Annotated in this window: 22 protein-coding genes and 3 pseudogenes; 14 read left to right on the plus strand and 11 right to left on the minus strand. The window is 39.3% G+C overall.

The features are described from left to right. Positions 1-239: 239 nt before the first annotated feature. The gene (locus CZ382_RS19710; protein WP_088052852.1) at positions 240-1,094 is read right to left on the minus strand and encodes a CvfB family protein; all 855 of its coding nucleotides are present in this window, start codon (positions 1,092-1,094) and stop codon (positions 240-242) included. Between the two features lie 576 nt (positions 1,095-1,670). After that, a complete protein-coding gene (locus CZ382_RS19715; RefSeq protein ID WP_088052853.1) occupies positions 1,671-1,868 on the minus strand; it encodes a DUF2188 domain-containing protein in 198 nt (65 codons plus the stop codon). An 80-nt stretch (positions 1,869-1,948) separates the two neighbouring features. Here CZ382_RS19715 and CZ382_RS19720 point away from each other — a divergent pair, with 80 nt between their 5' ends. From CZ382_RS19720 to CZ382_RS19730, 4 genes are all read left to right on the plus strand, one after another. Further along, a complete protein-coding gene (locus tag CZ382_RS19720) occupies positions 1,949-2,302 on the plus strand; it encodes a CHY zinc finger protein (RefSeq protein WP_327365890.1) in 354 nt (117 codons plus the stop codon). A 301-nt stretch (positions 2,303-2,603) separates the two neighbouring features. Next, entirely contained in the window at positions 2,604-2,843 is a 240-nt protein-coding gene (locus CZ382_RS19725) for an indolepyruvate ferredoxin oxidoreductase subunit alpha (protein WP_088052855.1), read from the plus strand. A 149-nt stretch (positions 2,844-2,992) separates the two neighbouring features. Beyond that, complete coding sequence (locus CZ382_RS24690; RefSeq protein ID WP_308777464.1) at positions 2,993-3,391, plus strand: hypothetical protein; 399 nt, start codon at positions 2,993-2,995, stop codon at positions 3,389-3,391. A 38-nt stretch (positions 3,392-3,429) separates the two neighbouring features. After that, positions 3,430-4,437, plus strand: a complete 1,008-nt coding sequence (locus CZ382_RS19730) for a Na+/H+ antiporter NhaC family protein (RefSeq protein ID WP_327366168.1) — start codon at positions 3,430-3,432, stop codon at positions 4,435-4,437. 118 nt (positions 4,438-4,555) lie between these two features. Here CZ382_RS19730 and CZ382_RS19735 read toward each other — a convergent pair whose 3' ends face one another. Both CZ382_RS19735 and ytaF read right to left on the minus strand, forming a co-directional pair. Continuing rightward, positions 4,556-4,786, minus strand: a complete 231-nt coding sequence (locus CZ382_RS19735) for a hypothetical protein (RefSeq protein ID WP_088052856.1) — start codon at positions 4,784-4,786, stop codon at positions 4,556-4,558. Between the two features lie 241 nt (positions 4,787-5,027). Further along, positions 5,028-5,651: a sporulation membrane protein YtaF gene (ytaF, locus tag CZ382_RS19740; RefSeq protein ID WP_088052857.1), complete on the minus strand. Its 624-nt coding sequence runs from the start codon at positions 5,649-5,651 to the stop codon at positions 5,028-5,030. 302 nt (positions 5,652-5,953) lie between these two features. On the opposite strand from ytaF, the gene CZ382_RS19745 reads away from it, so the two are divergent. Both CZ382_RS19745 and CZ382_RS19750 read left to right on the plus strand, forming a co-directional pair. Beyond that, positions 5,954-6,769 carry a ZIP family metal transporter gene (locus CZ382_RS19745; RefSeq protein ID WP_088052858.1) on the plus strand — a complete coding sequence of 272 codons (816 nt, stop codon included), beginning with the start codon at positions 5,954-5,956 and terminating at the stop codon, positions 6,767-6,769. Positions 6,770-6,999: 230 nt separating this feature from the next. After that, positions 7,000-9,171: a DNA topoisomerase III gene (locus CZ382_RS19750; RefSeq protein ID WP_088052859.1), complete on the plus strand. Its 2,172-nt coding sequence runs from the start codon at positions 7,000-7,002 to the stop codon at positions 9,169-9,171. A 266-nt stretch (positions 9,172-9,437) separates the two neighbouring features. Here CZ382_RS19750 and CZ382_RS19755 read toward each other — a convergent pair whose 3' ends face one another. Next, complete coding sequence (locus CZ382_RS19755) at positions 9,438-10,004, minus strand: DJ-1/PfpI family protein (RefSeq protein WP_088052860.1); 567 nt, start codon at positions 10,002-10,004, stop codon at positions 9,438-9,440. Positions 10,005-10,639: 635 nt separating this feature from the next. On the opposite strand from CZ382_RS19755, the gene CZ382_RS19760 reads away from it, so the two are divergent. The 3 genes and pseudogenes from CZ382_RS19760 to CZ382_RS19770 all read left to right on the plus strand — a co-directional run bounded on the left by CZ382_RS19760 (position 10,640) and on the right by CZ382_RS19770 (position 12,615). Then, positions 10,640-11,431 carry an MBL fold metallo-hydrolase gene (locus tag CZ382_RS19760; RefSeq protein ID WP_159457843.1) on the plus strand — a complete coding sequence of 264 codons (792 nt, stop codon included), beginning with the start codon at positions 10,640-10,642 and terminating at the stop codon, positions 11,429-11,431. A gap of 356 nt (positions 11,432-11,787) precedes the next feature. Next, positions 11,788-12,002: pseudogene (locus CZ382_RS19765) on the plus strand (SCP2 sterol-binding domain-containing protein). A 202-nt stretch (positions 12,003-12,204) separates the two neighbouring features. Further along, positions 12,205-12,615 carry a hypothetical protein gene (locus CZ382_RS19770; protein WP_088052862.1) on the plus strand — a complete coding sequence of 137 codons (411 nt, stop codon included), beginning with the start codon at positions 12,205-12,207 and terminating at the stop codon, positions 12,613-12,615. A gap of 33 nt (positions 12,616-12,648) precedes the next feature. On the opposite strand, the pseudogene CZ382_RS19775 reads toward CZ382_RS19770, so the two are convergent. Beyond that, positions 12,649-14,731, minus strand: a pseudogene (locus tag CZ382_RS19775) (thioredoxin domain-containing protein). A 105-nt stretch (positions 14,732-14,836) separates the two neighbouring features. Here CZ382_RS19775 and CZ382_RS19785 point away from each other — a divergent pair. Beyond that, the gene (locus CZ382_RS19785; RefSeq protein WP_088052865.1) at positions 14,837-15,415 is read left to right on the plus strand and encodes a recombinase family protein; all 579 of its coding nucleotides are present in this window, start codon (positions 14,837-14,839) and stop codon (positions 15,413-15,415) included. 284 nt (positions 15,416-15,699) lie between these two features. Here the strand turns inward: CZ382_RS19785 and CZ382_RS19790 are convergent, their stop codons facing one another. Together CZ382_RS19790 and CZ382_RS19795 are read right to left on the minus strand one after the other, a co-directional pair. Beyond that, on the minus strand, positions 15,700-15,918 hold the full coding sequence (locus CZ382_RS19790; protein WP_088052866.1) for a hypothetical protein: 219 nt from the start codon (positions 15,916-15,918) through the stop codon (positions 15,700-15,702). 224 nt (positions 15,919-16,142) lie between these two features. Then, positions 16,143-17,552 (minus strand): ISLre2 family transposase, encoded by a 1,410-nt coding sequence (locus CZ382_RS19795; RefSeq protein ID WP_088049839.1) that lies wholly within the window; start codon positions 17,550-17,552, stop codon positions 16,143-16,145. 136 nt (positions 17,553-17,688) lie between these two features. Here CZ382_RS19795 and CZ382_RS19800 point away from each other — a divergent pair, with 136 nt between their 5' ends. After that, complete coding sequence (locus tag CZ382_RS19800; RefSeq protein WP_140392757.1) at positions 17,689-17,886, plus strand: hypothetical protein; 198 nt, start codon at positions 17,689-17,691, stop codon at positions 17,884-17,886. Between the two features lie 41 nt (positions 17,887-17,927). After that, complete coding sequence (locus CZ382_RS19805) at positions 17,928-18,680, plus strand: PmeII family type II restriction endonuclease (RefSeq protein ID WP_088052868.1); 753 nt, start codon at positions 17,928-17,930, stop codon at positions 18,678-18,680. A gap of 43 nt (positions 18,681-18,723) precedes the next feature. Here CZ382_RS19805 and dcm read toward each other — a convergent pair whose 3' ends face one another. Continuing rightward, complete coding sequence (dcm, locus tag CZ382_RS19810) at positions 18,724-20,070, minus strand: DNA (cytosine-5-)-methyltransferase (RefSeq protein ID WP_200809550.1); 1,347 nt, start codon at positions 20,068-20,070, stop codon at positions 18,724-18,726. 256 nt (positions 20,071-20,326) lie between these two features. Between dcm and CZ382_RS19815 the strand changes: the two genes are divergently transcribed. Continuing rightward, entirely contained in the window at positions 20,327-21,511 is a 1,185-nt protein-coding gene (locus CZ382_RS19815) for a recombinase family protein (RefSeq protein ID WP_159457844.1), read from the plus strand. Between the two features lie 76 nt (positions 21,512-21,587). Here the strand turns inward: CZ382_RS19815 and CZ382_RS19820 are convergent. Both CZ382_RS19820 and CZ382_RS19825 read right to left on the minus strand, forming a co-directional pair. Next, a pseudogene (locus tag CZ382_RS19820) lies at positions 21,588-21,770 on the minus strand (DUF255 domain-containing protein); the annotation flags it as partial. 595 nt (positions 21,771-22,365) lie between these two features. Then, positions 22,366-22,692: a hypothetical protein gene (locus CZ382_RS19825; protein WP_088052870.1), complete on the minus strand. Its 327-nt coding sequence runs from the start codon at positions 22,690-22,692 to the stop codon at positions 22,366-22,368. Between the two features lie 239 nt (positions 22,693-22,931). Here CZ382_RS19825 and CZ382_RS19830 point away from each other — a divergent pair, with 239 nt between their 5' ends. Then, a complete protein-coding gene (locus CZ382_RS19830; RefSeq protein WP_088052871.1) occupies positions 22,932-25,238 on the plus strand; it encodes a DEAD/DEAH box helicase in 2,307 nt (768 codons plus the stop codon). Positions 25,239-25,515: the final 277 nt, after the last annotated feature.

The raw sequence follows: 25,515 nt of genomic DNA on the forward strand, positions 1-25,515 counted from the left end.
TACCTCCTTCCAGATCAGTCGTATTGCCAATGTAGTTGTCGTTGTCCTGACCCACACACGCCAGATCCGTTTGTAAAAAGGCGAGCAGCTATTAAAGAGGATAAAGGATAGCTAAGTACCTTGCTTGCCTTATTATCATTGTATTCATATAGGAGATGGAAAATTCAAATTTCTATGAAGCTAAAAAAGCAGCCTGAGGTAATCGCTGCTTTCATCATTCGCTATTAATAGGTATATTTTTACTTTAGGTAGGTGTTCCCGTCATATTGTTCAATTTTTCCATCCTTCATAAGTTTGCCTAGTGCACGTTTGAATGCCGCTTTGCTGATTTGAAATGTACCACGTATATCTTCAGGATCACTCTTGTCACTAAACGGTATAATGCCACCTTTTTCTTCCAAGTGGGATAAAATTGCTTCAGCATCTTCGCTAATACTGTCTTGTTTTAGTGGGCGGAGCGAAATATTTAGTGTACCATCATCTTTTACTTCAATTACACGTCCGTTTACCCATTCTCCAAGACGTGGTTCCCTTTTTCGTTCTGTGTGATGGATGAACCCGCGATAGCCCTCATTCGTAATAACTGCCGTTCCTTCTTTGCTGGTTCGGTATACACGTCCGCTAATTGGTGTATTTAACACATTTTCCGGAGCTAATTCCCATTCCCTGGCAAAGACACCCTCAGTCGCTGGAATTGCGAGTAAACGTCCTTTGCGATCTTTCCCTAACGTAACGTACAGCATATCACCGGTTTTGGGCCATACAGTTTCAAATAACGGCAGCTCATCCTTCGAGACAAGTATTTCTTTTGCAATGCCAATGTTGACAAATGCACCTAAATTCGGAATTACTTCTACGACCTCTGCCCAATCATATGTATCCATTCGGATTGATGGGAGATGGGTCGTTGCAACCGTTTGTCCTTTTTTATCCAGATATAAAAATACCTCAACAGGCTGACCCTGCTCCAGTTCATGTTCTGTTTCATTATGATGCATGAGCACCTCATTTGTATTTTTTTGTAATACATAACCGGTCTCGATTTTGCGCAGGACGGTCATGGTTTGAATAGTTCCGATTGGTAAAGTGTTCATCGTACAACCTACTTTCACTTATAAAGTTATGTAATTGGAAAAGGGGCACCTTCATGATTAAGGTACCCCTTTGATTACTAAAGTAACACATAAGCTTTACATTTTATTTTTTGCCCGAAAATGATCGGGTGGGAATTCTTGTTATTGTTAATCAATTGATGCTAATTTACGTCGTGAGAAATCTTAGTTTTGTTCAGGAATTCACTCATGCCGCGGTCTTGTTCCACTGGGTGTTTTCTAACTTAAGCAACGTCAGCCCTACCTGCTCTGACGTCCTTGCGACCCCTTAGTCGCGCCAGTGTGAATAAGCATGGTCAAAAACATTACGTAGAATGCCAGTTTATCTTAGTTGTTACTTCTTATTTATAATCATCCCATATGTGTACTAGTATGTCAATAGATTAGTCATTTTTCTTGGCCATAGGTTAAATAACTGTTCTGCTGTATGAACTGCTATACTAATGTTTCGACTAAAAATTCTGCGTGTTGGTATATCATGGTGGTGTTAAGGTGTAAAAAGGATATAAATGCCGGTATGGAGCGATCATACCGACAGCGTATTCGTTTGATGCACGATTAAAATATTTTCTCCTCCACAACCTGATGATATTTATCCAGGATGGTTACTTTACTTGGTTTATTTTCCTTTGCTATTTGTTCTGCTTTTTCAATGGCATCATCTTTTGCAGCATACTCATTTGTTGGTGCTACATCTTCAAGCTTTACATACCAGGCAGTAACATCCTTATTTGGTGTGACACTATATTTATACATTTGCAACACTCCTTGTAACTTCTTGGTTAGTTTTCTATTCCCGAAGGCTGGTATAATAAAACTACCAAGGGGGGAATATGATGCATGAAGTACATGGCGCAATTGATACGGAAACCAGATGTCGTCATTATCACGGAGAAAATGATCGGATAGCAATAAAATTTTACTGTTGCGGGGAATATTTTGCTTGCTACAAATGCCATGTGGAAAAAGGCTGTGGATATACGAAGGTATGGCCGCAAGCTGAATTTGGTCGGCGGGCTGTTCTTTGCGGAGCATGTGGAACGGAACTGACAATTCAAGCATACTTGGATAGTGGTGCCTTATGCCCTGAATGTGGTGCAGGCTTTAATCCGGGATGTGCGCTGCATCAGCATTTATATTTTGAGACAGGTTGTAACATGCAAAATCGATCGGGAGCACTTCGGGGTTAATCGAGAAGCAAACAAAATCGATCGAGCAATACATGAAATCGATCAGGAACATCCCGAAATTGATCAAGAACAACGTAAAACCGATCGATCAACACGGAAAGAAAAAGAAGGCATAAGTTTTTCCAGATCAAGAAATTAACACACAAAATACAATGAAATTATCAAAAAGCGCAAAACGCTGTCTGTCATTCCTGAAATCTTTATAAATGGAGTGCTATAATAAGCGAAACACTTGAAAAATGCAGGGAATATAGTATTAAATTAACTTGGAACCTTATTTTAAACGGGGAGGGAAAAAGTAGTGGCTTTTGTAATACTGGAACCATGTGGCAAAGAGAAAGCAGCAGAATGTGTCAGCGTTTGCCCTGTTGATTGTATAGAGGAAGGTCCAGATCAGTTTTATATTGATCCGGATGTTTGTATAGATTGTGCAGCATGTAAGGCAGTTTGTCCCGTGAGTGCAATTGAAGAGGAATATGATCTATCGTCTGATCAAGAAATTTATTTGGAAAAGGCTGAGAATTTTTTCAGAGATCGGTAGCAAAAAGCGAACGGCTCAGATCCCATCACAGGAATCTGAGCCTATTTTGCTTTTCTTATTTTTATGATAAGGTTAGTAAGAGAGTGGGCAAACGCTTATAAATTGCGGTTGCCAATATTATATTTTAGGGAAAGATGGGGGAGAGAAAGATGGCAAGTAACCAAAAGGAGCTGGCTCAGGTTACCGGAAGTAAGCGCATACAGAGGCTGGATTTTCGTTTTGGAGCATTTGGGGCAGCAGTTCCCCTGATATTTTTCGTTGTCTGGGCAATAACGATAAGCGTGTTAAAGCTTTCGTCGGAAATCGGACTCGTGATGGGGGCGCTTATTGGACTGACACTCGGTTTGTTTTTTAGTAAAAGCAAATTGGCTGACTATGCGCAAGGTATATTTGATGGATTAGCACAGCCGGTTGGGGTTGTCGCAATTGTTGCCTGGTTTTACGCAGGGATGTTTGCGCAAATTTTACAAGTAGGAGGTTTAGTTGAAGGGCTTGTCTGGCTTGGTGGCGTTTCAGGAGTTGAGCTTCGATTTTTTCCACCGCTGTAGGAACTGGCTATGGTACAACGGTTGCGTTTTGTACCTTGATGTATCCTGCCGGTGTTGCGGTTGGCGGGGATCCGACCATGTTATTTGCAGCGATCCTGGCTGGCGCGGTGTTTGGTGATAACCTGGCACCTGTTTCCGATACAACCATCGTTTCCGCGACAACACAGGATGCCGATGTTCCGGGCGTTGTTCGCAGCAGGTTCAAGTATTCGATAATGGCAGCAATTCCTACTATTATTTTATTTGCCATATTTGGCGGTGGCGAAGATATAGCCAATGCAAATCAGGAAGCTCTAAATAAAATGATGGATTCAACTAACCCGACTGGATTGGTTATGCTGATTCCATTTGCACTCGTTCTTCTATTAGCATTAACCGGACAGCATCTTGTTACCTCGCTAACTTGGGGAATTATTGTTTCCATACCACTGATTGTTTTTATGAATTTGGGCTCACTCGCAGATATTATTAGCTTTAATAAAGATTCCGACAATGTTATTTCAGGAGCTCTAGTGGACGGCGTAATGGGCTATATGAATATGGCGATTCTGATTTTGCTTATCGTTGCCGCGGCACATTTAATGAAACTTGGCGGTACAATGGCCGCACTAACGGGTGCGCTGGTTAAGTGGATTAAAAATTCCATTCGCCGTGCAGAGCTAGCGATTTGGGGAATTGTGGCCTTGCTAAACAGTGCAATAACCATTAATACAGCTGCTGAAATTGCCGCGGCACCATTTGTAAAAGAATTAGGTGAAAAGTATAAAATTCATCGATATCGCCGGTCAAATATGCTTGATGCCGTAACATCGGCATTAGGGTATATTTTCCCGTGGGGTGCACCGGTATTACTTGGCTGGTCAACGATTAAACTAATGCAGGAAACGTATGACTGGCTGCCGGTTGTTACACCAACATCGGTTTTCCCGTTTGTTTTTCAAGGCTGGTTACTGGTGATCGTCATGCTGATTGCGGCAATTACAAGCTGGGGACTCCGGTTTGAAGGCAAAAATGGGGAAGAATTAAAAGAACGGCCACGAGATTAAATACTTTCCGGCTAGTTCGAGCGGGGAATATGTTTCGTTCTCGCTCGGGTTTTTTAATGTCGAAATCATGCTGACAAACACTCCTATGTTATACTAGGGAACAGCATTACTAGTATATTTATTGATGTGGCTGGGCAACAACCCAACCCGGCGAAACATCAACCCAACCCGGTGAAACATCAACCCAACCCGGCGAAACATCAACCCGTCTTGCTTGATACATAATTATGCATGTGTTTTTTCTTCCATCTTTAGGGTATTCATTCATATATACCAATGAAAGGATGGAAAACATGATACGAACGATATTAATGGTAATTGGTGCAATTGTAGTGATTGGCTGGATCATCTCAATCTTGTAATGTAATGGCTGCCGGGTTGATTATATAAGCCTTTTTGGCAGTTCTCTTATGGTTGGAATGATCATGAAACTGCTTTAATGTAAAGGATTATATGGTAATGAAGCGCAACATTGCCAGGGTTCGGGCAATGTTAACAATCCCAGCGGACACGTAGATAAAGCGTGCAATCTCCAAGTATGGGAATCGCTACCTTTTACAAGAATCAATTTATCCACGATCCTTTGCAGACTATATCATATTATAAATCCCCAGTGCTATTAATAAAAATGGTGGCAGCAGGGTCATTTTTTTCATCCATTTGCTATTGGATAGAAATATGCCGATATGGATGCCGCCAAAAACCAGTATTCCGCTCATGAATGCTACAAGGCTTGCTGTTACCAATGGTGAATAACCAAGCATTGCTGCACCTAATCCGGCTCCAAATGCATCTAGCGCGAGTGCAAACCCAAGTAAAATGGCTTCCTGGATCGAGATAACTCCTGATTGGTCCAGATCCGCCTGCTGTGGTTCTTTTAGTACCGATTTAAATTGGTTGAGCTGGGAAACGCTATTTTCTGATGGATCAACAGCATCATCTGTTCTTGATCTCAATACATTCCACAAACAAAATATACCAATTGAAACTAAGATTAACCCGCCAATTATTTTTGCGGTATAAGCAGAAATATAAGAAGTTATCATGCTTCCAATTGTCATCGAAGTTAAAACGATAACACCGGAGCAAAGCATGATAATGAATAGGGCGATAAGCGGTACACGAATCCGGCGCATTCCATAAGCTATTCCAACGCCAAATCCATCCAAGCTAACCGCGATAACTAAGAAGAATAATCCTGTATAAAACAGCATATTTATCATATCCTTTATCAGCTTCTAAAAACATTGTATGGAAAACCGGCTTCATTGTGAGGCTTGAAGAAAGCCCATTTCCACAAACAAGGTAATGCTTTAATTTAGTTGATGTTAAAATTCAGTCGGATTTCACGGAACTGCTTGGATTATATAATTGACAAGAAATATAAAAGTGCCGTAAATTTGATTTATCCAAGAAAATATTTAATGTAAAAGGGGATAAACGGCAACATTTTAAACATGCACTATAGGGTGAATATACGAATGATGAATATATAAAAGGGACGTGAAGTGACATCATGATCGATTATTTTCTGGATTTAAATATTCTGGTTCAGGTAACCATTGCCACATTGTTTACCTGGGGGATGACTGCTCTCGGTGCTGCAGTTGTATTTACAAGCAAAAATATGAATCAAAAATTTCTTGATAGTATGTTAGGCTTCGCTGGTGGGGTTATGATCGCAGCGAGTTTTTGGTCCTTATTGTCACCAGCGCTGGAAATGGCAGAAGATGGACCATTGCCAGGCTGGATTCCTGCAGCAATTGGTTTTTTGCTTGGCGGTTTTTTTCTATGGAGCGTTGACAAAATATTGCCCCATTTGCACCCGCGCGAACCTCTGGAAAGTGCAGAGGGGATCCATCCTGAGAAAAAGAAACGGAGCACATTGCTTGTTTTTGCGATAACTTTACATAATATTCCAGAGGGTCTTGCTGTCGGGGTTGCCTTTGGTGCGGTCATGGCCGGGTACGATTCGGCCTCATTAGCCAGTGCTGTGGCATTAACGATAGGGATTGGCATTCAGAACTTCCCGGAAGGTGTCGCAGTTTCGATGCCACTCCGCCGGGATGGGATGTCCCGGAGGAAAAGTTTTATGTATGGACAGTTTTCCGGTATGGTTGAACCGATATCCGCGATTATTGGCGTATTGGCCGTATCGTTTGTTCAACCACTGCTGCCATACGCACTAAGCTTTGCGGCCGGTGCAATGATTTTCGTTGTTGCGGAAGAAGTTATCCCAGGCTCCCAAGAAGAAGGAAATAAAGATTTAGCATCAATAGCACTAATGATCGGCTTTACGGTAATGATGATTTTGGATGTAGCGTTGGGGTAAAGGATGTCGCCATGGGGTGTTAAAGGCTGATCTGATTTAATTAGATCAGCCTTTTTAAATAAACAGAAGGTTAATTTCATAATAAAATTCGCTATTCGTCTAAATCACCGGTCTGATAGCCTGCCTGTAAGGCTGATACTCGCGTTTTTCTGTGTTTGAAAAGAGGTGTCGAACTTCATTTTGTGATAAAGTAGAAAGTAGGGATTTATCATAGAGAAAGGATTTTTTACATGAGTAAAACGGTTGTACTAGCAGAAAAACCATCCGTCGGCAGGGATATTGCCCGTGTATTGCATTGTTCAAAAAAAGGCAATGGCTATCTGGAAGGATCAAACTACATCGTCACATGGGCGCTTGGGCATTTGGTAACCTTGGCCGATCCAGAGGTTTATGATGATAAATATAAAACATGGAAGCTTGATGATCTACCGATGCTTCCTCCGCATTTGAAATTGGTTGTGATGAAAAAAACAGGTAAACAGTTTAGCGCAGTAAAGACACAATTGAACCGCAAAGATGTCGGCGAAGTTGTTATTGCAACGGATGCTGGACGTGAGGGAGAACTCGTTGCCCGCTGGATTATTGAAAAAGCACGTGTCCATAAGCCTTTGAAACGTCTCTGGATTTCATCCGTAACCGATAAAGCGATTCGTGATGGATTTAAACAGTTGAAGCTTGGGAGTAAATATGAAAATTTGTATGCTTCTGCCGTTGCCCGTTCGGAAGCGGATTGGTATGTTGGCCTGAACGCGACCCGCGCATTGACAACAAAATTTAACGCCCAATTATCGGGTGGCCGGGTACAGACACCAACACTTGCGATGATTGCAGCAAGGGAAAAGGAAATTCAGTCATTTAAGCCGGAAAAGTTTTACGGAATCGAGGCAAAAACGACGAAAGGCTTTAAACTAACGTGGCGTGATGCAAAAAACAATAGCAGGATTTTTTCCAAAGAGCGAGCAGAAAAATTAGTGCAAGCGGTAAAAAATAAATCGGCAGCAGTTGTTAGTGTCGATAAAGTTTTTAAAAAGAAACATGCACCACAGTTATACGATTTAACCGAACTGCAGCGTGATGCAAACCGGATTTTTAACTTTTCCGGAAAACAAACACTATCACTAATGCAAAAGCTGTATGAGCAGCATAAAGTACTGACCTATCCACGAACAGATTCGCGGGTGATCACAACCGATATTGTTCCGACATTGAAAGACCGTGTGAAAGCATGTGGTGTCGATCAATATGCACGTATTGCCGGCAAAGTGGTAAAACGGGACTGGAAGCTGCCGAAATCGGTTGTCGATAATGCGAGAGTTTCCGATCACCATGCGATTATTCCAACTGAACAACCGGTAAATTTGGTGGATTTAACCGAGCAGGAACGCAAAATCTATGATCTGGTTGTCAAACGCTTTTTAGCTGTATTGTCCGCTCCATACGAATATGAACAAACCACCATTGTAGCGGAGATTGGCAATGAACGCTTTTCAGCAAAAGGAAAAATTGTCAAGCAGCAGGGCTGGAAGGAAATTTACGATCGAAATGGTACCGATGAAGAGGATGCAGATGATCAGCGTTTACCAGCAATGGAAAAGGGAAACACGTTTGCGAATTTGCGAGTAATGATGACAAGCGGGGAAACGAAGCCACCGGAACGGTTTACGGAGGGGGCGTTACTGCAAGCAATGGAAAATCCGGTTCGCTACATGGCCAAGGACGAAAAACATTTGGCCGGAACGATTAATAAAACCGGCGGACTCGGGACCGTAGCAACCCGTGCAGATATTATTGAAAAGCTATTCAACAGCCAGTATATGGAAATGAAAGGAAAACATATTTTCATTACGTCAAAGGGACGGCAGCTGCTTGACCTGGTTCCGGAAAAATTGCGTTCCCCTGCCTTAACAGCAGAATGGGAACAAAAACTTGGTGCTATTGCTGATGGTAAGCTGAAGAAAGAACGTTTTATCGCAGAAATGAAGGATTATGCCAGCGAGGTTGTTCATGAGATCAAGACGAGCGATGCCAAGTTCAAACATGATAATATGACAGGAACGAAATGTCCGAAATGCGGCAAACTAATGCTGGAGGTTAAAAATAAACACGGACGCATGCTTGTCTGTCAGGATCGCTCATGCGGCCATAAGAAAAATATCGCGAAGAATACTAATGCACGCTGTCCAAATTGCCATAAACGTATGGAACTACGCGGTGAAGGTGAAGGTCAAATGTTCATTTGCAAATGTGGACACAGGGAAAAACTGTCAACATTTAATGAACGGAAACAGCGGGAGAAAAAGACCCACGTATCGAAAAAAGACGTCAACAAGTATTTAAAAAAACAGGATGATGGCTTTAAGAATAATGCTTTGGCCGAGCAGCTGGCAAAGCTGAAGAAATAAGCTTTAAATTGGTTAACCGAGGAAAAAGCGAATGAAGAATGTTCTTCATTCGCTTATTGAAATTGGGTATTCGTTAATAGTTTGGATTGTTCTTATTTTACCTTCTATACAAAAAAGCGCCAGTTGAAATTCTGAGTTTCTATGCTGGAGATGATTCGCTTGGACGACATACCAACATCATTTTCGGGTGTTGGTATTAATTTTTGCAATCATTCATTCAACCTTTTGTGATAGTTATCCATACGAAAAACCGAAGCCCTTAAAAATTACACCTCTACACTAGCCTGGTTTACCTGTTTGATAAATTCCTTCATCAACCCAGGCAGATCTGGCCAAGCGTGTCCGGATACAAGGTTGCCGTCCGTATGCAAGGCTTCCTCAACATAACTGCCACCAGCCGCTTCCACTTCCGGTTTACACGCAATATAAGCTGTCATTGCCCGGCCTTTCAGATGTTCTTTTACTGTTGTAAGCACAAGACTTGCATGGCAGACAGCAGCGATTGGTTTATTCGCCGCAAAAAAGTGGCTGACAATTTCCGGGACATGTTCGTTAAGCCGAATATGTTCAGGAGCACGGCCACCAGGGATGATCAGTCCGTCATATTCTGCTGGATTGACATCCTCGAATGTTGCTGTTGCTTCGATTAGGTATCCCTCTTTCTCCGTGTATGTTTCCCATCCGATAAAATCATGGACAACCGTATGGAGCTTCTTCACACTGGATGCGGCTATTGTTGTCTCGTACCCTTCCTCCAGACAGCGGAAGTATGGGTAGTAGATTTCCAGTGCTTCTACTGCATCACCTGCGAGAATTAAAATCTTTTTTGCCATGAATGATTCCCTCCTTGGAACATTGTTACATTAACTATTCTATTTTGGAACGGGAAAATCCTTCATGGAAATACAATCAGAAAGATGCCAGAATTTTTCTGTATTTACGGAATTACCGATCAGACACGGAAATTAGCCAATTGGACGCAGAATATTGCCGATCATGAGTGGAAAGTCGCTGACCGAAACGGAAAGTTTTCATTCGTAAGGCAAAAATTCTAATCGTGAATCCGCGTAACAGTAAACGAAGCGAAAATACACTGCTGTTATTAGTCCTCCACGTAATAAGGAAGCATCACAGTATCCATCCATAAAGATTATCTCATCTAAGGTTATGGAAAAAGAGCTTAAGAATATTTTTCCTAAGCTCTTTCTGCATTATCCTACTACATTTCATTTAAAACTTATAGGATTTCTATTATCATATTATTGTCGATAATCCCGTGATTTGTTGCTGAACCAAAATTAATTTAAAATTTGGCAAATTAGACAGTGATATCGATTTAACTTTATTCCATCTGACCAGATTATAATTTGTGACAAATTAATTGACACCAAACCTTCAATAAAAGGGATAGCATTTTTACTTTTAATCGTGTTAAATAAAGGATAGACCTAGAAAAGGGATGAAAAAAATGAAGTGGAAGCAATACGAAGATATAAAAGTAGTAAAAATTGCGGTTAACCCCTTTTTTCCGATCATGTCTGTTTACCTGTATTTCGTTGATGGGATGCTTGTTGATACAGGCCCACGCATTCAAAAACGAAACCTGAAGGGCGTTTTTCCATCATGGGATATCAGGCAAGTGGCACTAACCCATTCCCATGAAGATCATACGGGAATGGTCTCGTGGATTGCGAAACATACGGATGCAGAAATATTTTGTCACGAAGAGATGGTACGAGAGGCGAACAAAAAAGCCCGTATCCCTTGGTACCGGGAGCTGTTTGTTGGGCCGCGTTTTGCTTTTTCACCCAAGCCCTACCCTGATAGCATTCGGACTTCAACTCATACCTTTTATCCAATTCATACGCCTGGTCATACGGAAGATCATGTCTGTTTATTCGAACCAAACAAGGGATGGCTCTTCACAGGAGATTTGTACATTACACCATATCCTAAAGTATTTATGAAGGAAGAATCCATTTCAGGATATATTGAGTCGATTAAAAAGCTGAACACTTATGATTATCAAATCGTGTTTTGCGGTCATGAGGGGATTATCCGTAATGGAAAAGAAATGATGACCCGAAAATTGGCTTATTTGCAAAAGACAAGAGACGAGATTATTCGTCTGAATCGTTTGGGATATACAGAACGGGAAATTAGTAAACGAATGTTTCCTGAGAATGTCAGGTTGGAAAGAATCACATTTGGTTCTTTTTCACGAATGAATCTTATTCGGTCATGTTTAAGAAATCATTAGGTGACAAAGTAAACCGAATCAATCGCTATACGATCGAATAAACCTGTATCATGCAACATCAATAAAATAATCATCGATTACAAGCACCGTTCTTAATATGTAGGAAGAACGGTGCTTTTTTTGATCCACTTAAGCAATGAAATACAAAGATAGGGTAATAAACCGGGTAACAGATAAAAACCCGACATATTACGGAATATGTTTTTACAGCTTCTGAATGTACGATAGCTCTAACGACGGACGAAGGAGGAGAAATAAACTTGGCAGAAATAAAAATTATTTTCCGTGGGATTGATGCCGCATTTAAAGAAGATCCAAGTCGCGCAAAGGGAGTAGAAGCAATTTACCAGTTTGATTTGGACGGAGGAGAGGCAGGAGTGTACCAGCTTATTCTGCGTGGTGACGATAGCTATGCTGCTGAAGGTGAAAAAGAAAAGCCGGATTGTACATTGAAAATCGCTTCAGAGGATTTCGCAAAAATTTGAGCGGCCGACTTAAGATAAAGGGAAATATGGGGCTAGCTTTAAAGCTTCAGGATATATTATCTTCCTATAACTCAGCAACACAATAAATTGTTTCCATCAGCCCTGTAAGCACACCATCTGCAGGGTTCTCTTGAAATAGTCCAGGATTGATAACATTCAGAAAGAAGCTTTACGCGATAAACGGGGAGGAATAGATGTGATAGCGTTTCAACCGACAGAAGACGAATCAGCCGAGCTTATAATGGAAGATTGCTTTGTTCCGGATGAAAACTTGCATTAGTAGATCTGATGGATACCATTAAGAAAGATCTAACAGAATTAAAGACATCTATTATGAAGGATGAGAATGCCTTTCCGGATGAAGCATTTGAAAAGATAGTGGAACATCTAAAAGCCATTGAAATTGGCGAGGAAGAATTAGAAAATAAAGATAGCGGAGACAATGACAATAAGGAAAACCAACCAAAAGAAAACAGTGATAATGATAATACAGGGGATACAAATAAAGAAGGCGATGAAAATGAAGATAAGGCCGTGAATGACGATTCCGACAAAAAGGGGGATCAGAAATCAGAACCACCCGCAAAAGAAAATTCATCCGGAAAAGAAGCTGACAAGGAAAAGGACAAAGAGGAAAATGGCGGGTTGCTGAATAAGGTAACGGATCTTACTGATGAATTGTTTGATAATACTTCGTAACAGATTTAAAAATGGAGGGGTTAACCTCCATTTTTAATGGATACGAATGTTATGCAGCGCTTCATTCACATCCGTAGTCGGCTGCTTGCAAGCAAAATTCTCACAAACATAAACAGTCGTTTTATCCCCGATTTTCTTATATTCAGCTGCAAACGGTGCAACGCCAGCAAAATCTTTAGCAGATTCGCTGGCGAGTACTGTTACATGAGGTAAAAATTGTTCCTTAAGCTGGTTAAGCAGTTTTTCCCTGTCCGGATCAATTTCATCGCCAAGTATGACCACTTCTTTTGTCGGGTTTTCCGTTAGCAACAGACTCTGGAGAAAATGGGTGCTCGCATGTGCATGTTGATGCAGATCTTGATAGAAAGTGGAATACATCACCTCCGCTTTATCACGATATTTTGCTTCCCCGGTTAAGAACCCTAAACGGACAAGCTGCACCGCCGCAACGCTATTTCCAGACGGCAGGGCACCATCATAGACTTCTTTCTCCCTTGAAATCAGTTCCTCACTGTCATTTCCATTAAAGTAAAATCCACCATGATCGTTATCCCAGAATAAATCGATCATGCTGTCAGCAAGTGTGCTAGCCTTTTTTAGATGGTCGAGTGAAAATGTTGTGCTGTACAATTCCAGATATGCCCATAGCAGAAAAGCATAATCATCGATGTAGGCATTGTATTTTATTTCACCATCCCGATAGCGAGCCTTTAATCGATCACCTTGGACAAGGTTTTCCTCGATAAATGCCAGTGCTTTTTGGGCTGCCGTGAGATAATGTGTCTCTTTAAAAACTTTTCCCGCTTTTGCAAGAGCCGCAATCATAAGGGCATTCCATGATGTCAATATTTTATCATCCACGTGCGGGTATACCCGTTTTTCCCGTGTAGCCAACAATGTTTGCCGGGCTTGTTCCAATTCTTTTTGTAAAATTTCAGGTGTAAGATGAAATCCCTCGGCAAAGCCTTCGACATCTGTATTGATCAGGTTTGGGATATTTTTTCCCTCAAAATTACCATAAGGCGTCAGGTTATACACTGTTGCGTATAAATCACCCAGGTCCTCACCTAGTACATCAAAAATTTCTTCATAATCCCACACGTAATATTTTCCCTCTTCACCTTCCGAATCTGCATCGATAGCGGAATAGAAGGCTCCCTCCGGACTTGACATCTCTCGCATCACAAATTCGATAATTTGTTCCGCAATCTTTTTATAAAATGGCTCTTTTGCCACTTGATAACATTCTGTAAAAGCCATCAACAAAAGGGCATTGTCGTAGAGCATTTTTTCAAAGTGGGGGACGAGCCATGCCCTGTCCGTGGAATAACGGGAAAAGCCGAAACCTACATGATCATAAATCCCGCCATCAGCCATGGATTGTAATGTCTTTTCTACCATATCAAGGGCTGCGGTGTTTTCGGCAAAGTGGTAATGACGCATTAAAAACAGCAAGTTCTGTGGTGCAGGAAATTTTGGCGCTGTTCCAAATCCACCGTATTCCATATCGAATGTGTTGCGTAGCTGATCAAATGCTTCGTTCGTGCTATCCAATGTTAGATTTTCATTACTTTTAGCAGTCGCACTTTTTTGTAATGCATCCGTTACACTTTTTGTAACCTCACTGATGAGATCTGAATCGTTCGTGTATTTTTGGTGAAGCTGTGTTAGTGCCTCAACTAGGCCTGGTCTGCCATACTTACTTTCTTTCGGAAAATAGGTACCAGCATAAAACGGAATTTTGTCCGGTGTCATGAAAATTGTAAGCGGCCACCCTCCTTGACCCGTCATCATCTGGCAAACCTTCATGTAAACAGCATCCACATCCGGGCGTTCCTCACGGTCGACTTTAATGGCGATATAGCGTTCGTTTAACAGGTCCGCAACTTGTTTATCTTCAAATGATTCATGGGCCATGACGTGACACCAATGGCAAGTGAATTGTTACACCAAGCTAGGAGTAGCCAATAGAAACAAATACTGGCTTATTTTCTGCCTTAGCTTTGGTAAAAGCCTCATCTCCCCATGCATACCAGTCTACTGGATTATAAGCATGTTGGAGCAGGTAGGGAGACTTTTCATGTATAAGTCTATTGGCTTGATTATCCTTAGTCATAGTGTAAACCACCTTCTTTCTATATTATATTTTAAGGTTTTGATTATGTCCTAGTATAACTCAATAAGGCTGTCACATTCAAAAAACATTAGGAGGCAACAAGACATGGCAGTATATGGTTATATGAGAATTAGCACAAACAAAGAGGAGCAAAAGTTTGACAGACAGGAATCACAGTTATTGGAACATGGAGTCAGCAAGGACAATATCTATGCAGACAGAATCTCAGGAAGTCAGAAAAGCAGACCTGCATTAGACAAGTTATTGGCTGACTTACATGAAGGTGATACTGTTTTAATCCTTTCTATAGACAGATTATCAAGATCAGTAAAGGATTTGCTTAAACTGGTTGAAATAATAAAGGAAAAAGGGGCATCCCTAAAGTCTATTCAGGACAGTTGGTTGGATACCTCAGGAAACAACATCATGAGTGACTTCTTGTTACAGATATTTGGGGCATTGGCAGAAATGGAAAGAAAACAGATTGTTAAAAGAGTGAATGAGGGTATAGCTGTTGCAAAGAAAAAAGGTGTCAAGTTTGGTAGACCTACTGCAAACAAAAACAAAGTAGCCTATGCTATTGAGCTGTACCATAAAGGTGAACATACCACCAAACAGATTGCTGACATTTGTGGCATCAGTAGAAGAACTTTGTACAATTATTTGAGTAAAAGAAAGTATTAAATTATCATAATATACAACAGAACAGACAGGGAAGATATTAAAATGAAAATAGGTAGAATACAGAGTTTGGTATAAGGCAACAGCAAGGAATGGATGGAAATTTTATGAGGTTACATTAGTTGTGGAAGATAATTTTGGTAATATTTTGGTTGTACAGAGGGAGGGGATATTTGACAAATATGTACAAATTGGAAACCTATCAGGCAAAGGTGATAAATTATTAAAGTCTGACATATCATTGTCCTCTATATAGTCAATTCTATCATCAAAAGCAGTTGCCAATTTCAACACCTCTTTTCAGCCTCCTCTTTGTATCTTCCTGCCTCCATATCCTCATAAACCTGTTTTACTTTTTTAGCCCATGTGTCAATATCAGGCTCCCCTTTTGTTATAACTGTGACTTTCTTTCCTGCCACTATGTTTTCAACCTCTTTGCAGGGTACTTCCTTGCCATCTATAATTTCAACCCATTCCCTTAATACTTTTCTGTTAGTTTGAATCATGTTGTCAGCTCCTTAGTAGTTTTCAATTATATCATCAACATATATACTTGTATAGATGCCTTTGAAACAAGTATGTGTCAAGTTTTTCTCGACGTTGCTTTCATACCAATATTTCAGGCGCTCCCATTTTGTACACCTTGTTCGGCTACCGCGCTGTCGCTTGCTGGCCTCATTTTTGACAGAACGGTCTTAAAAACCAAAGACCGTTCCATCAAAAACGAGGTTTATTGTAATATTTTAAATAAGTTACCTATGGCTGTTGAATGAGCCGCATATAAAGCGACAGAACCTTGTTTTACACCAATAGATGGTTGTGTTGGCTGACGTAATAATTGGGCCACTCTGACAGCTTTTTTTACATCCCGTTGTTTCCTGGTACTCCGTTCATTGCATTTCAGATAAGCGTTACGCAATGTATTATTCAACATGCCTTGTTTGATTTTCACCATTGCCTCCGCACCATCATTACTCCAATGCATTCCACGCTTTTTCATACGAAAAGACACATGCCGCTGGTTGGATTCCATAGCACCGAGTTTCCTGGCATCTCTAGGGCTGTCTGTTACAATATCCCGCCAGTCGTAAATGCGTTCCCAATTGTTGAGAATGTAACTGCGAAAGACGTTGATTTTCTCCATCTGCTTATCGTCTTCCAATGTGCTTTCGTATGTATCTAATTGAAGCTTGAATGCTTCTAAATCATGTTCCTTCAGTGCCTTTCTTCCTGCATCTTTATAGGCATTTCCTGCACTGCCAAATGCACGGTTAAATCCTTGTGAGATATGATAGTCATCCAGTTGGTTTAAAATCGGTTTATTCGATTGGGAAAAAGCAGCTTGAAACCTTTCAACTGTATAACCCGGGCCACCGTCACTGTTAGTAACAACCTGTGCGTCTTCCAGTGTATATCGGCTGGATGCCATCGCCTGCGTTTCATCCCAAAATGCATCTGTAGATTGCGTTGTCATAATTACTGTCGGTTCCTTAAGGGATACACGTTTCCCGTTTTTCTCCCATCCTTCATACATGATCGCATGGTGCACTTCCATACTCTGTTTTTTTTGGAGTCCGCGGACAAAAACACCATCTGCCTCGGCATAAAAGAAATCAACCTTTTTTCCTTCTGGCAGGGACGCTGCTTCATCCAACTCTTTCACCATCTCTTGATCCATCTCTGCCTGGGCTTTACCCACAGTCTTTACCATATTTCCTACTGTTTGGTGACTTAAACTTACAGGTGTCCATTCCTTGAGAGTACGGGCCACTTGCCGGTATGTACTTTCACTCGCCATTTCAGCTACTTTCAGTTCCACCAATGGACTGTATCGCTGCCTATCCCGCAGACCAATCCACTCATCCAATGGATAGACTGCTTTTCCCTTTTTATCCCACATCAACGTATGATCAAAGGTAACCGTCCCAAACATAAATTGTACACTTCTTGAATCTGTGGTTTCCACTTTCCAGTCATCTGCACGTCTTTGTGCCACAATGACTTGATTTAATTCACTGAACATACGCCCCACCAAAGAGGAAAAGAAGTTATACATTAAAATTTGAGCTCTCTCTTCAAACTCCACTAGATTCGTGGTATTCTTTATTAATTCATACAGCTTTGATATAATATGATCCATGAGAAGGCTTCTTTCTAAAATGTATTATGCCGTGCAAAGCATACATTTTAATGATAGAGCGCCTTCTCTTTTTTGGCTATCAAAAAGTACCGCAATTACTACCGAGTATAATTTTACACATACTTGAAACAATGTATTGGTAAAATATTTTGAAATGCCTGAAATAAAAGGAATGGCTGAAAGGGCTATATGGTTAGGGAATGATGAGACTCATTATGTAAGAAGGTGGGCAGATAAAGATATAAAGGATTTAAAAAATCTTATTGATTTAACTGTTTATTTCATCAGCATGAAAATTAAAGCTAAAAAATATAAGAAAGAAATGGTAAGATAGACTATAAAGGGTAAATTTTCCTATTGGGAAGGAGGAATGATATGAGCAGCCAGTTTAATGAGATTATTGAGAAAGCTAAAGAATTTTTCAGGCAAGAAATTGCCCCCAGTTATGTTACCAATACAGAGAAACTGACAAAGCTAAAAGAATTTAACTTAAACCCTTTTTTAGATAAATATAAAGCCAGTTTTCTAACAGGTAATGATGACCCTGAGAGCATAGCCAGAGCTTTAGTATACCCTAGGGTATTAGGTACATCTATTAATACTACATTTGGGAATAAGTTACAAAAGTTTTGTAGTGAAGTCTTAGAAGGTTTTGCATCAACAACATCAGGGATTGACATTGAATATATTGATAAGTTAGATGGAAGGAGAAAGTATTGCCAAATTAAGGCAGGCCCAAATACTATTAATAAAGATGATGTAGAAACAATTAAAGGTCATTTTGCAGGTGTTAAAAACCTTGCAAGGACTAATAATCTTAATGTGGGTCTTAATGATTTAGTGGTAGGTGTTTTTTATGGTACACCTGATGATTTAAGTGGGCATTATAAGAGAATAAATGAAGAATACCCAGTAATTATTGGTGCTGAATTTTGGTATAGGCTTACAGGTGAGAAAGACTTTTATCAAAGGCTTACTGATGCTATAGGGGATGTTGCATCAGAGTATGATGGTTCTGAACTGATAGAAAAGGTAATTAAATCACTTGCAAAAGAAATTAATGAAAATTTAAAACCTAAGAACTTAGAGGTAAGAGAAGTTGCTGAGGAAAAAGAAAAATATGAATAATACTGTAATGAGGATGGATGCTTTTTACTGCATCCATCCCTTTTTAATTCAGTTTGTTAAGGACATTTACAATAGATAGTCCAATAGCTTTTGCCATGTTTACAGGAACAGCATTTCCAATTTGCTTATAAGCATTACCTACAGAGCAGTCAAATTCCCAACTGTCAGGAAAGCTCTGAATCCTTGCATACTCTCTGACTGTGAATGGTCTTGTTTCATCAGGATGACATCTTTCTGTCTGTTTCTGAGCAGGTGAGCATGTTAGGGTTAAGGATGGCTCATCCCATGATAACCTTCTAGCCATGCCTGTTCTACCCCCTCCTGAATAATAGCTTTTACCCATGTAATCTTTGGCTATTTCATCAGGCAGGTCTCTCCAATAGCCTCCAGCAGGTACAAGGTCTAGTACCTTTCTTTTAGACTCAGGATATTTTACCCCAACAGATACAGGAACATCCTTGAGAATATCCTTTAGAGTTAACTCATAGCCATAAGGCTTGGGGAAAAAGTATTCTAGTCCTTCTTGTTCTACTAGGTCATTTCTAATTCCAACAATTACAATTCTTTCTCTCTTTTGGGCTACATCATAATCCAATGCCCTGAGGACTTTCCATTTTACTGTATAACCAATATCAGAGAAAACCTTTAGCATAGTCTTTAAAGTGTTACCTCCATCATGATTAACAAGTCCTCTTACATTTTCAGCTAAAAACACTTTTGGTTTTAGTTTATCAAGGATTTTGGCATAGTGGAAAAACATTGTGCCTCTAGCATCTTGTAAGCCACCTTTTTTCCCTGCATAGCTAAATGCCTGACAAGGGTAGCCTCCTGATAGGAGGTCAAGCTCTCCAACAGCAGGAGCATTAATATAATTCTCTATACCATTTTCAGTAACCTTTTCAATGTCCTCTTCTACTACATTCCAATTAGGTCTGTTTTTTCTTAGAGTCTGGCAGGCATGTTTATCTATTTCAACATTTCCTATTGAGTCAAAACCTGCATACTCAAGACCTAGTCCTAACCCTCCTGCACCTGCAAACAATTCTAATACTGTATACTTTTTATAAGCTTTAGTATTTCTTACCTCAACAAAATCATTTAGGTTATTTTGGTTAACTTTCTTTTGGTTCTTACCTTTTTTGTATATTACCTTCTTAGGAATTTCCACCTCTACACCAAAATCAAACTCCATCTGTTCAGTGATGTCCTCTAAGTTTACCTCAAGTTTTTCACATAGCTTCATAGCATTAGATTTGATAGGATTAAAGTTAGGTGACAGTAACATAGAGAGTTGATTTTTGCTTACACCTAATTGCTCAGCTAACTCTTTTTGAGTAGCTATACCATGTCTTTTCATATGTAATCTTACTTTTTCTTTACTTATATACATTTGTAACCCCCTGCATAGTTAAATATTATTTTAACTTTTATTAGGGTTATTATATATGCCTGTACTCTGTGAGTCAACAAATTAAGACAAATATTTTTTGATTTGGTATTATATTTTAGTGAGCTTACTATTATTCTATTGATAGGGAAAGGCTGAGAGCCTTTGCTTTATTAAAATTTTGAGAAACAAATGGAGGATAGATACATGGTTCTAACTGATGAACAATTAGACCTTTTATTAGAAGATGAGGAACTCAATGGGTACAGAAGAATATGAAATAGATGATATGGTTACAGATTTTAAATCTATTATTGCAAAGCAGGAATTTCAAATGATTAAAAAGAGGCTTAGGGCAGGTAAAAAAGCTGGAGCAATGAAAGGTAATTGGGTAAATGGTAAAGCCCCATATGGTTATGAATACAGCCATAAAACCAAAAAGCTAATACCTGATACAACTGGAAATCCTTCACCTGTTGAAATTGTACAATCTGTTTTTAATGATGTTTGTAAAAACAATATGAGTACCTCAGAAATAGCTTATAAACTTAATAGAAAAGGTATTTATACAAATAGTGGTGCTTATTGGTCAAATACAGCTATAAGTAGAATGCTCAAGCAGGAGGTTTACTTGGGTAAAACAATATATGGTAAATCCTCAGGCTCAGGGCATAAAAACAAAAAAACAACTCCTCTTAAATTTAAGGACAAGTCTGAGTGGATAATTGTAAATAATGCACATGAGCCAATTATTTCAGAGGAAATATTTGAGGATGTACAACAAATAATGGGCAGGAGTAAGAAAGTTATTGCTACAAGGAAATCAAAAATATCTGCTTTATCAGGTTTAATCAAATGTAAATGCTGTGGGGCAGGTATGTATATACAAAGGAAACCTAACAATAAGAACATAATTAGAAATTGTTGGAAGAAGGATGCCTTTGGAAATAAGTGTGGCAACAAAGGGATAGCTGAAAGTAAGGTCATTAATAGGATACTTATTGAAATTAAAAAGTACAGGGATGAGTTGGCTCAGATATTGGAACAAGGTCAAGGAAATGATAAAAACAGGGATGCCATTTTAAAGAACATTGCAGACTTAAAAAAGGAATTAAAGCAGTTAGAAGCTAAAAAGGATAGATTAGATGACTTTTTAGAGGATGGTGTCTATACAAAGGAAAAATACCTGTCTAGGATGGATAAGCTGACAGCAAAAGAAAAAGATGCAGAAAGTGAAATTGAGCTGTTAAATAATCAACTTAAAAAGCAGGATGCTGTACAGGATAAAGACAAAATTGCTTTGCTAGATACAGTTTTAAATAATTTTGATCAGGTTGTATCTGAGGAAGATAAAAATAGGGTGTTTAAATCAATAATCAGTCATATAGATTTGAAAAGGTTGTCTGATGATGATGAGGGGGAAATAACTGTAAATTTTCTTTAAGCCTTATTGAGTAGTAAAAGATATTGGGGCAAAAACCTTGATATACCAATGTTTGACTAATGGTTTAATAAAAATCGTGACACCAATGACATGTGCTGTAGCCGATGGACAGGAAAATAGGTTTATTTTCTTGTTTTGCTTTTTCGAAGGCTTCCTCACCCCATGGGAACCAATTTACCGGGTTGTATGCGTGTTGGAGCAAGTATGGGGATTTTTCGATGATTAGTTTATTTGTTTTTTTGTTTTTATTTGATGTCATTCGGGTTCACCTTCCAATATTTTTTGGCTCTTCGCTTTATAGTGTTTAAATTCAGCTTACTAGTGTTCTGTGATCACACCATTCATGTTCGCTGAGAACGGTTTTTCCAGCAAAAGCGGGCAAGGGAATGGGGTCAATTGCTCGCTCAACATCATTTGTAACATGAAAAACAGCCCAAATTTGCTTGAGATATGAGAGCCAAAATTAGGTACTAAGGAGAACCAAAAATCAGCTTGTTTTCCTGTTTTGCTTTTTGGAAACGCTTCGTCACACAATGGGAACCAATTTACCGGGTTTATAACGGCAATAAGCGGTTGGGAAAAGGTGCGACATCTTATTGCATAACGCAACTACAAGACCTAAGCCCTTGTTGAACTTAATTGGATAGGTGGGAGTAAAGTAGTGCAAAATGTATTAGAACTATTAAATCTAGATGGTAAAATAGAAAGCTGGTTTATCTTATGGTTTTCCTTGTCATTTCCATAATAATGCTTATTATTGTGACGGTCACGGTTGATCCGCTGACTATTTTAATGCCTTTGTATCTTTATAATACCCGTTACAAAGAAAAGACACTCAAATGAGTATCTCATCATTATAAAGCCTTATCTTTCGGAGTCGCTTCAATTTCTACTTCCAGTTCTCCTGACGCTACTTGATCAAGATGCCACCACCATTCCTCATATGGCTCCATGGAACTTGAAAAATCGTAAATCCTTTCTACATGCTGAACCATACGGTCTACATTTTCAAGTAATTGCAGGTCATATTTCATCAGAAGAATACGTTCTTTTAATGTCATATTGTGAGATTCTTTATTTAAACGGCTGCGGAGATGTAACATATCCATTGTTTCAAGAGGATTCACTTCGAAATCAGTAACATCTTGACCATATTGTTCGATATATTTCAGGTAATTCATTTTATGAACACCTCCCTGATTTTTCTCCGCCCAATTTTCTATATTATACATGCAAAATACTAATCGTAGTGAAAACTAATTGAACGGTTAAATGATAATATGGATAAAACAGACAAAGGTGAAAAATAACTTCCTCTTGTCCACATGACGTCTCATAAATGTTATGATAATTTTGTTTAAAACATTTATTTAAAGGAGACGATAATTATAACAAAAACATTGTCCAAATGAGGGTTACGATGAAAAACGTTGAAAATGAAATTCATAATGCATATCAAGAAATCGAGCGGTTAAAGGTAGAGAATGATCAATTAAGACAGCTTTTGCAGCAACATCAGATAGAAATTCCAAATCGCAATGATCAAGAGTATGGACAATCCGATGCAAAGGAAGCAAAACTTAGGAAAAGAATGGCTATTTTCAAAAGCCTATTCAAAGGAAGAAGTGATGTTTTTGCATACCGCTGGAAATTGAAAAATGGAAAAGTTGGATACTCTCCGGCGAAAAAATCCGGTAGTGGATATCATATCCCGCTGACAGATCAGCAAATATACGATCATTTGTCTGGAGAGAAGACAATTGGGCTTTATCCGCTTTTGCTGGATAATACTTGCTGGTTTTTGGTGGTAGATTTTGATAAAAAAGATTGGAAGAAAGATGTGAAAGCATTCATTCACACGTGCAAAATGATGAAAATACCGTTTAGCATGGAAAGATCTCGCTCAGGCAACGGAGCACATATCTGGATCTTTTTCAGCGAACCTGTTCTTGCAAGGGTGACTAGAAAACTTGGTAAAATACTTTTAGCAAAAACAAAAGAAACGTTTGGAAATAACGGATTGAATTCCTATGACAGACTTTTTCCAAATCAGGATACAATGCCAGAAGGAAAACTGGGAAATTTGATTGCACTTCCATTACAAGGTATCCCCAGAAAACAAGGGAATAGTATTTTTATAGATGAAAATTTTCAGCCATACTCAAACCAGTGGTTGTATTTATCGAACATAAAAAAATTGAACAAGCATGAAGTTGAGTTGATTGTGAAACGTTTCGATACGGAAGAAAAAAAGCTACGTGTTCATGAAAGTATACCTCATACAGAAAAGATGCCAAAAAAAATTAATGTGATATACAAAAACGGTATTTATATTCTAAAACAGGGTATTCCTGGTTATTTGCTGCAAGAAATAGTGCAGCTTGCAAAATTCAGTAATCCGGCATTTTACAAGGCCGAAAAAAAGCGGCTGTCCACAAAGCAAATCCCGCGAATTATTGACTGCTCAGAAGAGACGGTGGATCAACTACTTTTGCCGCGAGGATGTATGGAAGAACTGGTGGAGATGCTGAAGAAGAAATCAATCAACATCGTAATGGAAGATGAAACAAATTATGGTATACCCATTGGTGTTGAATTTCAGGGTGAATTATCTGTGCAGCAAATGGATGCCCTTCAGCAAATGCAGGCTCATCATACCGGGGTTTTATCTGCAACAACTGGCTTTGGAAAGACGGTTGTTGCAGCGTCCATGATTGCCAAGCGTAATGTCAATACACTGGTGATTGTCCACCGCAATCAATTGATGGAACAATGGAAAGAACGTCTAGCAGCATTTCTTGATATTGATCCAAAGTCAATTGGGATCATCGGAGGTGGTAAAAACACAGCAAAAGGAATACTTGATATTGCCACCATCCAGAGTCTGAGCAATAAAGGTGATGTAAAAGATATTATCCAGAAATACGGTCAGGTTATCGTTGACGAGTGTCACCACTTTTCTGCATTCACCTTTGAGAAAGTTCTAAAGAAAACCAATGCAGCATATGTTTATGGCTTGACTGCAACGCCGAAGCGTAAAGATGGACACGAATCGATTATGAAAATGCAACTTGATCCGATTCGCTATAAAGTAACTGCCAAAGACCAGGCAAAGGTACGTCCTTTTAAACACATTTTAATACCGAGGTTCACTTCTTTTAAAAGTGCAGATAGCGAAAAAGATATTCAGGAGCTATATTCGGAACTCGTACATCATGAAGCTCGTAATGATATGATTTTTAACGATGTGTTAAAAGAATTGGATCATGGCTCATTTCCGATTATCTTAACGGAGAGAATCGAACATGTTAAGGAACTTGAGAAAAAGTTTCAACGTTTTGTAAAAACCATTATTGTGCTAACAGGTGAACTAAGCAAAAAGGAAAAGGAACAGCGATTGAAAATCCTGGAGACATTGTCGGATAACGAGGAACGATTGGTCATTGCGACAGGAAAATATATTGGCGAGGGTTTTGATAATCCCTGCTTGGATACGATGTTTTTGACTATGCCAATATCCTGGCCAGGCACACTGCAGCAATATGTTGGCAGATTGCACCGCTTGCATGCAGATAAAACGGTTGTGAAAGTCTATGATTATGTGGATGTAAAGGAAGCGATGTTTGAGAAGATGTATAAAAATAGAAGAAAGGGCTATAAATCGTTGGGGTATGTAGTGGCGGGAGCAGAGACTGGTAGCGTGACACAGCAATTGAATTTGTTTTGAATGAATGATGCCTGGATTTTGCTAGTACTCGGTGTATTTGGCAAAACGGAGAATAATGGGAGCGGAAGGCACCTCTTCAATCAAATTTCCGGGAAATTCAAATTAGTTAATTTATTGCAACGTTCACTGATAGTTCATATAATTATAGTATGTATGCTAATCCTGCCCGAAAAGGTGAATAGTTTATGAAAAATATGGTTAATAAAACTACCCAAAATTAGGGGAAGACTGCCAACGTTAGTGATACTGTATATACACTTACTATTGGAAGGTGGAT

It is taken from the genome of Virgibacillus dakarensis (genome assembly GCF_900155625.1).
GTDB lineage: Bacteria > Bacillota > Bacilli > Bacillales > Amphibacillaceae > Lentibacillus_C > Lentibacillus_C populi.